This window comes from Pseudomonas sp. NPDC086278 (assembly GCF_050280905.1).
Lineage (GTDB): Bacteria > Pseudomonadota > Gammaproteobacteria > Pseudomonadales > Pseudomonadaceae > Aquipseudomonas.
The window spans coordinates 1-11,325 of sequence record NZ_JBNNWE010000139.1; the positions used below are offsets into that span (position 1 = coordinate 1).

Annotated in this window: 8 protein-coding genes and 1 pseudogene; 6 read left to right on the forward strand and 3 right to left on the reverse strand. The window is 60.7% G+C overall.

Features of this window, described 5'->3' with window-relative positions; all coding sequences use genetic code 11:
* The coding region (locus ACQKP4_RS27030; RefSeq protein ID WP_427637035.1) for an ATP cone domain-containing protein at window positions 1-1,589 on the reverse strand (1,589 nt) is incomplete at its 3' end.
* A gap of 734 nt (window positions 1,590-2,323) precedes the next feature.
* Between ACQKP4_RS27030 and ACQKP4_RS27035 the strand changes: the two genes are divergently transcribed.
* Both ACQKP4_RS27035 and ACQKP4_RS27040 read left to right on the forward strand, forming a co-directional pair.
* On the forward strand, window positions 2,324-3,049 hold the full coding sequence (locus tag ACQKP4_RS27035; protein WP_427637036.1) for a winged helix-turn-helix domain-containing protein: 726 nt from the start codon (window positions 2,324-2,326) through the stop codon (window positions 3,047-3,049).
* On the forward strand, window positions 3,046-4,656 hold the full coding sequence (locus ACQKP4_RS27040) for an ATP-binding protein (protein ID WP_427637037.1): 1,611 nt from the start codon (window positions 3,046-3,048) through the stop codon (window positions 4,654-4,656). Before ACQKP4_RS27035 ends, ACQKP4_RS27040 begins: the two co-directional genes overlap by 4 nt.
* Window positions 4,657-4,714: 58 nt before the next feature.
* Here ACQKP4_RS27040 and ACQKP4_RS27045 read toward each other — a convergent pair whose 3' ends face one another.
* Both ACQKP4_RS27045 and ACQKP4_RS27050 read right to left on the reverse strand, forming a co-directional pair.
* Window positions 4,715-5,440 (reverse strand): 4'-phosphopantetheinyl transferase family protein, encoded by a 726-nt coding sequence (locus ACQKP4_RS27045; protein ID WP_427637039.1) that lies wholly within the window; start codon window positions 5,438-5,440, stop codon window positions 4,715-4,717.
* A gap of 234 nt (window positions 5,441-5,674) precedes the next feature.
* On the reverse strand, window positions 5,675-6,466 hold the full coding sequence (locus tag ACQKP4_RS27050; protein WP_427637044.1) for a dienelactone hydrolase family protein: 792 nt from the start codon (window positions 6,464-6,466) through the stop codon (window positions 5,675-5,677).
* A 146-nt stretch (window positions 6,467-6,612) separates the two neighbouring features.
* Between ACQKP4_RS27050 and ACQKP4_RS27055 the strand changes: the two genes are divergently transcribed.
* From ACQKP4_RS27055 to ACQKP4_RS27070, 4 genes and pseudogenes are all read left to right on the forward strand, one after another.
* Window positions 6,613-6,915: a hypothetical protein gene (locus tag ACQKP4_RS27055; protein WP_427637040.1), complete on the forward strand. Its 303-nt coding sequence runs from the start codon at window positions 6,613-6,615 to the stop codon at window positions 6,913-6,915.
* Window positions 6,916-6,993: 78 nt separating this feature from the next.
* On the forward strand, window positions 6,994-7,671 hold the full coding sequence (locus tag ACQKP4_RS27060; RefSeq protein ID WP_427637041.1) for a response regulator: 678 nt from the start codon (window positions 6,994-6,996) through the stop codon (window positions 7,669-7,671).
* Window positions 7,668-9,014 carry an ATP-binding protein gene (locus tag ACQKP4_RS27065; RefSeq protein WP_427637042.1) on the forward strand — a complete coding sequence of 449 codons (1,347 nt, stop codon included), beginning with the start codon at window positions 7,668-7,670 and terminating at the stop codon, window positions 9,012-9,014. Before ACQKP4_RS27060 ends, ACQKP4_RS27065 begins: the two co-directional genes overlap by 4 nt.
* Window positions 9,015-9,379: 365 nt before the next feature.
* Window positions 9,380-11,325: pseudogene (locus ACQKP4_RS27070) on the forward strand (hypothetical protein); the annotation flags it as partial.

The window sequence follows — 11,325 nt, forward strand, 5'->3', positions numbered from 1 at the left end:
TGACATTCAGTTTTGCAGGGTTGGTGATCGGCTCGGTGCTGTACTCGATGCCGTTTGTGGTTCAACCGCTGCAAAATGCGTTTTCCGCCATTGGCGTCATCGAAGACGCGCTTCATGAACAGGTCAGGGATCCAGTTGGCGGTGTTCATGTCGTGGGTACGACGACGATCGTCACCGGTGTTCTTGCGCAGCTCGATGAACTCTTCAATGTCCATGTGCCAGGTTTCCAGGTAGGCACACACAGCGCCTTTGCGCTTGCCACCCTGGTTAACGGCGACGGCGGTGTCGTTCACCACTTTGAGGAACGGAACAACGCCCTGGGATTTGCCGTTGGTGCCCTTGATGTACGAGCCCAGCGCGCGAACCGGCGTCCAGTCGTTGCCCAGGCCGCCTGCGAATTTCGACAACATGGCGTTGTCGTGGATCGCGTGGTAAATGCCCGACAGGTCATCCGGCACGGTGGTCAGGTAGCAGCTGGACAGCTGTGGACGCAGGGTGCCGGCGTTGAACAACGTTGGGGTCGAGGACATGTAGTCGAAGGACGACAACAGGTTGTAGAACTCGATCGCACGGTCTTCCTTGTGCTTCTCTTCGATCGCCAGGCCCATGGCCACGCGCATGAAGAAGATCTGCGGCAGTTCGAAGCGGATACCGTCCTTGTGGATGAAGTAACGGTCGTACAGGGTTTGCAGGCCCAGGTACGTGAACTGTTGATCGCGCTCGTGGTTGATCGCCTTGCCGAGTTTTTCCAGGTCAAACGTGGCCAGGATCGGGTTCAGCAATTCGAATTCGATACCCTTGGCGATGTAGGCCGGCAGGGCCTTGGCGTACAGGTCGACCATTTCGTGGTGGGTCGCGCTTTCGGCGACTTCCAGGAAGCTCAGGCCTTCGGCACGCAGGGTGTCCATCAGCAGGCGGGCGGTCACGAACGAGTAGTTCGGCTCGCGCTCGACCAAGGTACGGGCGGTCATCACCAGGGCGGTGTTGACGTCGGTCAGGGCCACGCCGTCGTACAGGTTTTTCAGGGTTTCGCGCTGGATCAGGTCGCCGTCGACTTCTTCCAGACCTTCGCACGCTTCGGTGACGATGGTGTTCAGGCGGCCCATGTCGAGTGGCGCGAAGCTGCCATCGGCGCGGGTAATGCGGATCGACGGGTGAGCGTTGACCGCTTCTTCGGCCGGGGCGTGGGCGGCGCGTTGCTTGGAGCGACCGTCGCGGTAGATCACGTAGTCGCGGGCGACTTTCTGTTCGCCGGCACGCATCAGGGCCAGTTCGACCTGGTCCTGGATTTCTTCGATGTGGATGGTGCCGCCCGATGGCATGCGACGCTTGAAGGTCGCGGTGACTTGTTCGGTCAGGCGGGCAACGGTGTCATGGATTCGCGACGAGGCGGCAGCGGTGCCGCCCTCAACTGCGAGAAACGCTTTGGTGATCGCGACGGTGATTTTGTCGTCGGTGTAAGGAACGACCGTGCCGTTACGCTTGATCACACGCAGCTGACCAGGCGCGGTGGCGGACAGATCCGAATTCGAATCAGCGGCCTGCGGCAAGGTGCCCTGCGGGTTCTCGCGAGTTGTGTCGGTTTGCATGGGGGGTTGTCTCCACATTCTCTATGTTTGTTTGGGCACCATCATGGTGCCCACCGTTCTGTCCTGAAGCACTACAACCGACGGGGTGTCGGGCATAACCACTTCGGGACAGTAGGAAAAAGGCTAATGATGCCGCTTCCTTGCCGAAGTCTTTGGCGGCGAGCCTTGGCTCGACACCGGATTCCATTCTGGGCGCCAGTAATGACTGCAACACCCGTACCGTTCCGGCCCTTCCGGCTGTAAAAAACGGTGCCATCCGCCTGTGCGGTTTGGGCTTGTAAATTCGTGCTTGGTTCAACCATAAACAGGCAATAAAGCGCTTGAGTTTCTGGTCTGAAATGTGGTTGGGCGTTTACGCAAAAACCCTACATGTAGGGTTTTTTCGGCGCCGGGGTACAAGATAGTGCGTTTTGGAGGGTGTTGCAACGTACTACTTGTGGATAACCCTGTGGGTAAATTGTGTGTGAAAGATGGAACGGGCGTGTAGGCCGCGACCTTGCTGGATCGAGCCGTTTTTCACCAGTTCTCAAGGCTTGAAAACAGTCGTCCGGGTTTTTAAGGGCGCGAACCCTATCACAAAAAAACGGCTTGTCCGAACGCATTTGTCGGCTTGTGTTCTCGGCGGGCGGCGTTTATACAATCGCCCAGCGTGTATGCATTCTTATCCTCCCCAATCATTACAAAAAGACGGGCGGATCCTTCCTTACAAGTGTTGTTGGCAAGCAGAGGTCACCGTGGAGCAAGAAGCCTGGCAGGTATTGATTGTGGAAGACGACCAACGGCTGGCCGAGCTGACCCGCGATTACCTGGAAGCCAACGGCCTGCGCGTATCGATTGAGGGCAATGGCGCGTTGGCCGCCGCTCGAATCATTGATGAGAAACCGGACCTGGTGATCCTCGACCTGATGCTCCCGGGCGAAGACGGCCTGAGCATCTGTCGCAAGGTCCGCGATAAATATGACGGCCCGATCCTGATGCTCACCGCCCGCACCGACGACACCGACCAGATTCTCGGCCTCGACCTGGGCGCCGGTGATTACGTGTGCAAACCGGTGCGCCCGCGTCTGTTGCTGGCGCGAATCCAGGCCTTGCTGCGCCGCAGTGAGGGCCCGGAAGCGAACCCGCAAGCCACGCCGCAAAATAGCCGGCGCCTGCAGTTCGGCCCGTTGGTGGTCGACAATGCCCTGCGTGAGGCCTGGCTGAACGACAACGGCATCGAGTTGACCAGCGCCGAATTCGACCTGCTGTGGCTGTTGGTGGCCAACGCCGGGCGCATCTTGTCCCGCGAAGAGATTTTCACCGCCCTGCGAGGCATCGGCTATGACGGCCAGGACCGCTCCATCGACGTGCGCATCTCGCGCATTCGCCCGAAAATCGGCGATGACCCGGACCACCCGCGCCTGATCAAAACCATCCGCAGCAAAGGGTATCTGTTCGTTCCGCAAGCCTTCGCCCTGTGAACTCGATCTTCCTGCGTATCTACGGCGGCATGTGTGCGGCGCTGATTCTGGTGGCCGTGCTCGGTGTGCTGGCGCTGCACTTGCTCAATCAGGTGCGCAGCGAGCAATACCGCGAGCGCTTGGCCCACGGCACGTTTTCACTGATGGCCGACAACCTGCAACCGATGAACGAAACCGAGCGCCACCGCGCCTTGCTGGTGTGGGAGCGTTTGCTCGGGATTCCGCTGGCGCTGAAAACCTTTGCCCAGACCGACCTCGACCTGACCCAGCGCACCCGCGTGCTGCGCGGGCAAGCGCTGGTCGAGCAAACCGGGCCGCACGCGGCGAAGGTGTATCGCCTGGTCAGCGACAAGGAGCAACTGGTGCTGACCGGCGAAGTGCAACAGATCAGTGAGCAACTGGCCCGCGCCACTATTTATCTGCTCGCCGACGAACTGGTGCGCGTGCCGGTGGCCGAGCAGCCCAAGCGCCTGGCGCAGATAAAGGAGGATAAGGGCTTCGGCTTCGACTTGCGCCTGGTCACGGTCGATCAGGCCGACATGGATGAAGACCAGAGTCGCCGCGTGTCCGAGGGCGACACGGTGATGGCGCTGGGCAAGGAGGGCGATTCGATCCGGGTATTCGCCGGCATGGTCGGCACGCCGTGGGTTTTGGAGATTGGCCCGTTGTATCAGATGAATCCTTACCCGCCGCAATGGCTGGTGCTGATTGCAGCCCTCGGTTTGAGCCTGATCGGTTTGATCGTCTATTTGCTGGTGCGCCAATTGGAGCGCCGCTTGCGTGGCCTCGAAGCCGCAGCCACACGCATTGCCAAGGGCAGCCTGGAAACCCGAGTGCCCGCACGCGGCGCCGACTCGGTCGGGCGTCTGGCGTCCGCGTTCAACGGCATGGCCGAGCATTTGCAGCAACTGCTGGCGATCCAGCGCGAACTGGTGCGTGCCGTGTCGCACGAGTTGCGCACCCCGGTGGCACGCCTGCGTTTTGGTCTGGAAATGATCGGCTCGGCCACCACGCCGCAAGCGCTGGAAAAATACCGCGAAGGCATGGACCACGATATCGAGGACCTCGACAAACTGGTCGACGAGATGCTGACGTATGCGCGGCTGGAGCAAGGCTCGCCGGCGCTGGATTTCCAGCGGATCGATCTGGATGCGTTGGTCAATCAGGTCATTGAAGAGTTGGCGCCGTTGCGCGCCGACGTCACCGTGCAGCGCGGTTTGTGCCTGTCAGCGGCCGATTGCGATGACGCCTGGGTCGAGGCCGAGCCGCGCTACTTGCACCGGGCGATCCAGAACCTCGTCAGCAATGCCATGCGCCACGCCACGTCGAGAGTGACGGTCAGTTATCAGGTCGGCCAGCAGCGTTGCCGGGTGGACATCGAAGATGACGGGCCGGGCGTGCCGGAGAGCGCCTGGGAGAAGATTTTTACGCCGTTCCTGCGCCTGGATGACAGCCGCACCCGCGCGTCGGGCGGTCATGGCTTGGGCTTGTCCATCGTGCGGCGGATTATCCATTGGCATGACGGGCGGGCGTTGATCAGCAAAAGCAAAAGCCTGGGCGGGGCGTGCTTCAGCCTGAGTTGGCCGAGGAACCAGGAGAAGCGGTGAGATTATGGGTGAATGGTAAGCCGCCTCGCGAAGAGGCCCTCCCAAACACCGAAAATCCTCAAGCCTTGATACTGACCAGACTCAACAACTGCCCATCCTCGACCCCAAACTGCGCCTCCAGCTCCGTGCCGTTGCGCCATTCACCGGACAAATCCGTCAGCAACCGCAACCGCACCTGACCGGCCTCGGTCCATTCCAGCAGCTCGGCGTGTTCAAAATAAAAGCGCTGTTGCACGATCGGATACAGCGCCTTGAACAGACTTTCCTTTACCGAGAACGTCAGCGTCACCAGCAACGCAATCTGATCGCGAGGGCTCGCCGCCATGCGCTGCAACTCGGGCGGGGTGAGGATTTCCCCGGCCAGACGCTCGGCCCTTTCAGGATTCAACAGGTTTTCCAGGTCCATCCCCAAGCCGCGCCAATTGGCTTTCTTCGCCACAATTGCGGCGGCGCGCCCCGTGCTGTGGGTGATCGACCCGGTGATGTGCGCGGGCCACACCGGCGCGCGGTCTTCGCCGATGGCCGGGATATAACTCAAGCCTTCCAGCTGCTGCAGCGCAGCCCGGGCACACACCCGGCCGGCGAGAAACTCGGCCTGACGTTTGGCGACCGAACGCTGGATGCTCGCGGGCGGTTCGATGGCGCTGCGCAGGAAGTCATCGCTGGCCAGTTGCGAGGTGTTGAAGTGAGTGCTCAGCAACACCGTATCGGGCAGCGCGAAGGGCAGCGGCCAATGGGCGTCGAGTGGGGTGCAGCAGGCGGGCAGGGCGGGGGTGGGGTTCATGGCGGGCATTTTGCCGGGTTGCTCTCGGGCTGGGTAGAGGCAGGGTTCAGATTGGCAGTGCGGCCTTCGCGAGCAAGCCCGCTCCCACATTTGACCGGGTTTCTGTTGGAGAACGGCGATCGAATGCGGGCGCGGCCATCGCGAGCAAGCTCGCTCCCACAGGGATTTGTGTCGCTACGCAAATCCAGTGTGGGAGCGGGCTTGCTCGCGAAGGCCGTTATGCGGTCTGCCTGATCAACCAAATATCTTTTTGAAAAACGCCTGCATGTCCGCCCATGAGCTTTCATCCGCGGCCTTGTTGTAGCCGATGTCAGGCCCGCCATGATCGCCATGGCTCAACCGGTCCGCATCCGGGTTGGTAAACCCATGCTTGGCGCCCGCCAGGCTGACGAACTGATAGTCAGCCCCGGCCTTGTCCATTTCAGCCTTGAACGCGGTGACATTTTCCGCGGTGATCATGCTGTCCATCGCCCCATGCTCCACCAGTATTTTTGCCTTCACGCTGCCCGGTGTCGCCGGTGTAGTGGTCGCCAGCGCGCCGTGGAAACTCACCACGCCCAGCAGCGGCAAACCCTGGCGCGCCGCATTCAGCACCACGCCACCGCCGAAGCAGTAACCAATCGCCGCGATTTTATTCGGGTCGGTTTGCGGCTGTTGCTTCAGCAGGTCCAGCCCGGCCTTAAAGCGCGCACTGGCCACCGCGCTGTCCTTCAGCGCCTCCTGCATGAACGCCATCGCATCTTTCGGGTGTTCGGTGTTCTTGCCATCGCCATACATGTCGATGGCCAGCGCGCTGTAGCCCAGGCCGGCCAGATCGCGGGCACGGCGCTTGGCGTAATCGTTCAGCCCCCAGAATTCATGCACCACTATCACGCCGGGACGCGGGCCTTTGATCGCGTCGTCGTAGGCGTAATAGCCGATCATTTTTGTCCCGTCGGTACTTTGATAGGGGATTTCCTGGGTCTTGATGGCGGCCTGGGCCAGCCCGCTCAACATCAGCAGGCAGAGGGCGAGCAACATGCGCATGGTCTGATCTCCTTGTACGTCAGTCATCAAGACAGCCTAGTCGATCTGATTCAGCTTAGGTTCAGCCTGTGTTCAGGGGCAGTTCAGGGGCGGGTGAGTAATGTAGCGCCGTACCCCAAAGCACCTGCGCATGAGGAAACTCCCTAATGACTGGCTTTAAAAACCTGATTCTGGCATTCACTGTTCTGAGCGCGAGCACCGCGGCGTTCGCCACCAGCGACGATGTCGCCAGACTGGGTCTTGGGAAGACCAACGACAAGGTCAAGAAGACCCTCACCTTTAATCGCTTCAGTGTGGTCAGTGCCGTGGGGAATGAAAGTGTCTGGAGCGCGCATCTGGGCCAGCCACACAATGCGGCTACTTACTCCGCCGGATACGCCAACGTGTCGGTCTCGCACAATGGCATTAAACTCCGCGAGGGGGACATGGGCCGCTATGATCTGTCCTGACCGCTGGCTGGGCACACGCCTGGCCATCGAGATGGGTTGTTGTGAATCCGGAGAGGTTGCTTTGCATGGGAGAGCGTTATGAAACTGCTGGTCGTCGAAGATGAAGCGCTGTTGCGCCATCACCTGCAAACCCGTCTGACGGACAGTGGCCACGTGGTCGAATCCGTGGCCAACGCCGAAGAGGCGCTGTACCAGACCGAGCAGTTCAATCATGACCTGGCGGTGATCGACCTCGGGCTGCCGGGCATGGGCGGGCTCGACCTGATCCGTCAATTGCGCGCGCGCGGCAAGAGCTTCCCGATCCTGATCCTCACCGCGCGCGGCAACTGGCAGGACAAGGTTGAAGGCCTGGCCGCCGGCGCCGACGACTACGTGGTCAAGCCGTTTCAGTTCGAAGAGCTCGACGCGCGTCTTAATGCCTTGCTGCGCCGCTCCAGCGGTTTTACCCAGTCGACCATCATCGCCGGGCCGCTGCTGCTCGACCTCAATCGCAAACAGGCGACCCTCGATGAGCAACCGCTGGCGCTGACCGCCTACGAATACCGAATCCTTGAGTACCTGATGCGCCATCACCAGCAAGTGGTGGCAAAGGACCGCTTGATGGAGCAGCTCTACCCCGACGACGACGAGCGCGACCCGAACGTCATTGAAGTGCTGGTCGGCCGTTTGCGCCGCAAACTCGAAGGCGCGGCCGGTTTCAAACCGATCGACACCGTGCGCGGCCTCGGCTACCTGTTCAATGAGCGTTGCACTTGATTCGTTCGCTTCGTGTCCGTTTGATGCTCGCCGCCACAATCCTGGCGGTGTTGTTCATGTTGGCGTTGCTGCCCGCCATGCAAGGCGCGTTCAGCCTCGCGTTGCAGGATTCCATCGAGCAGCGCCTGGCGTCGGACGTCACCACCCTGATCTCTGCCGCCCGGGTGGAAAACAACCGCTTGCAGATGCCTGCGCAGTTGCCCGATGAGCGCTTCAACCTGGCCGACGGCCGTGTGCTCGGTTACATCTACGACCGTGAAGGCCACCTGCTCTGGCGCTCGAAGGCTACCCAGGAAGAAAACATCAACTACAAGCCTCGTTACGATGGGCGCGGCAACGAATTCGCAAAGATTCGTGAAGCCAACGGTCAGGAATTCTTCATCTACGATGTCGAAGTCAAACTGCTCGGCGGCAAAAGCGCGGCGTTCAGCGTCGTCGCCCTGCAACCGGTGCGCGAATACGAAACCACCCTCGAAGGCCTGCGCGAAAACCTCTACCTCGGGTTTGGCGCCGCGTTGCTGGTGTTGCTGTCATTGCTGTGGATCGGCCTGACCTGGGGCTTGCAGGCCTTGCGCCGACTCAGTCAGGAACTCGACGAAATCGAAAGCGGCACCCGCGAAAGCCTCAGCGAACAGCACCCCCGCGAACTGCTGCGCCTGACCGGCTCCCTCAACCGCTTGCTGCAAAGTGAACGGGAACAGCGCAGTCGCTACCGCGATTCCCTCGACGACCTGGCTCACAGCCTGAAAACCCCGCTGACCGTGCTGCAAGGCGTCAGCGAAGACATGGCCCAACGCCCCGAAGACCGCGAACAGGCCTGGGTGCTGCAAACCCAGATCGAACGCATGAGCCAGCAAATCAGCTATCAATTGCAACGCGCCAGCCTGCGCAAAAGTGGTCTGGTGCGCCATCAGGTGCGCTTGCAACCAGTGCTGCAAAGCCTGTGCGACACACTCGACAAGGTCTACCGCGACAAACGCGTGCGCGTTGCTTTCGACCTGCCACAACCGTGTTACGTACCAATCGAGCAGGGCGCGTTGCTGGAAATGATGGGCAACCTGCTGGAAAACGCCTATCGCCTGTGCCTCGGCGAAGTGCGCATCAGCGTGCGCGAAACCCTGAGCGGGATTGAGTTGTGCGTCGAAGACGACGGGCCGGGCGTGCCGCAGGATCAGCGCGCGCGGATCCTCGAGCGTGGCGAACGTCTGGACCGCCAGCATCCGGGGCAGGGGATTGGGCTCGCGGTGGTGAAAGACATTATCGAAAGCTACAGCGCGAAGCTGACGCTGGGGGATTCGCCGATGGGCGGCGCGGCGTTCCGGATTCATTTTCCGGTGGTTTGACGGCGGGGTTGATCGTGTTTTTTCGGGCCCTTTCGCGAGCAAGCCCGCTCCCACAGTGGTTCTGTGTCACGCCGAAGATCCCCTGTGGGAGCGGGCTTGCTCGCGAAGAGGCCGGCGCCATCACCCCACAGTCAAAAGTAATGCCGACAAACAACGCGATTTAAAACACAGCTCCAGACATCCTCTCTTGCGTCGTTGCTTTTCTCGCTTCCGCCCGGTGGTCAGGCCAAGCCGAAAACGATCTAAGCAAGCAACATGACCGCTCGTCTTAAACCACCCCCAACCTGTTATTTCTGACAGTAGCCAACCCTCTCGCCCCAAGCCTTAAATCACTCCATCGCGGTTCACCGCCCGGAGTGTCCCCCATGCTCATCCAGCCGCTGAAAAACCTCAGCCCGCTCGCCTTGCTCGAACCGGAAATTCCCGGCGCCATCGCGCTAACGTCGGGCAAGTGGGGGATCAACCTTGCCGCCGCGCAGCTCAACTTTCCTGACAAGGGCCTGAAAGTCCAAATCCCCGTCTGGTCGAACAAGAGCCTGGGCGACAAAGTCGAGTTGCTGATCAATAACAACGTAGTCGATCAAACCACCATCACCGCCCCCGCCGAACTGACCGAGCGCGCCACCCTGTTCGTTGCCCCGTTTCGCCTGCAAACCGGACCATCGACGCTGGCCTATCGGGTGACGCGGCTGAATCAGGCGCCCGAACTCCTCACTCCGCCGCTTGAGCTCGACGCCAAACTCGACATACCCGGTGGCCAGGATACGGACCCGGATTATGGGCATTCCAATCTATCGATGGCCTTCGAGCCGGCGGAGATCGTCCAGGATGGCGTCGACAAGGACAGCGCCAAAAACGGCGTGGACCTCCTCATCCTGGGCCAGCCCGGCAGCGGCAAGCCTTACGAAAACATCGCCGTGGGCGATGTGATCACCGCGAGCTGGGGCGGCCAACTGGTGCTCTCCGCACCGGTCACTCAAACGCAGATCGACAACCCCGTCGCCAACCCGATCAAGGTGCACATCGACGAACAAACGATTCTGGCGGCCGGCGACTCCGGTATCGAAGGCCTGGCCGTGACCTTCATGGTTCGTGACCGGGTCCTCAACCAGTCCGAGGACTGGTGCAAGGAAACCCGCATCGTCATCGACACCGGTAATTCGCGACTCGATGCTCCGATTCTTCGGCAAGCCGACGGTAACGTGCTCGACCTCGACACCCTCGGCGATGAACCGCTGCACTTGCAGGTCTGGGCGGCGTCGGCCGAGTTCCAGCAAAACGATGTCATCGTCATGAGTCTCAAGGGCACCACGCTTGACGGCGAGGCCATCGACGTCAAGGTTCGCCAAGCCATCGAGAAAAAACCGCCCGTGGTGGTCGAGGCGCTGCTGTCCAACGCGGCCGGCCGCGCACTGGCAAAAACCCAGGGCATGTTTTCTTACGAACTGGAGCGCGACGGCGTTCTCATTCAGCGCTCCAAGGGTCGCTTCATCAACATCATCGGCGAACCCAAACGCCTGGCGCCGCCGATTGCCGAGGACGAACAAAGCGGCGCCCTCGACCCCGACTTGCCGAACACGCGCATCCGCATTCCGTATGACCCGCTGATCACCGCCGACAATGCGATCGAACTCAAATGGTTCGGCACCCGGCCTGATAACACCACTTACGACCCGGAACTGGACTGGTTCTTTCCCAGCGCCGAGGAAGCCAACGATCCCGAGGGTTTCATCGTCACCGTCGAGGGCAAACACCTCAAAACCCTCGAAGGCGGCACGCTGGAATTGTGGTACACGCTGCTCAGTGACGAAGACGGCACGATCATCAGACGCGAATCGCTGCATGCCACGCGGTTGAACGTCGGCGAAGCACAGTTCGAACTGGTGAAACCCATCGTTCTCGGCGAACAGGCGGGCGTGCTGGAACCCAAGGATCTGCCCGGTGGCATCAGCAAGGTCACCTGCCCCAGCCCGGTCGCCAACCCGACCAAAGCCAAGGATGTCGTGACCTGGCAACTGCGCGATGAAAAAGGTGCATTGCTCGCTGAGGATTCAAAAACACTCAATTCACTGAGCGCCGGCAAGGCGGTGGACTTCCCGCTTGACGCCGTATTTGTGCAGCAATACTTCGAAGCGCGTCGTGGGGAAAAACTGAGCGTCAGCTATCAGATCTGGCGTGCCGAGACGAACACCACCAGTTATTCGAATCCGTTGGAGTTTGTGGTGGGGGCGGTGTTGGAACTGAAGCCGCCGAGTGTCAAGGAAGCTGAGCCCGACGGTAAAACCCTGAACCCGATCAAGTCCAAGGACAC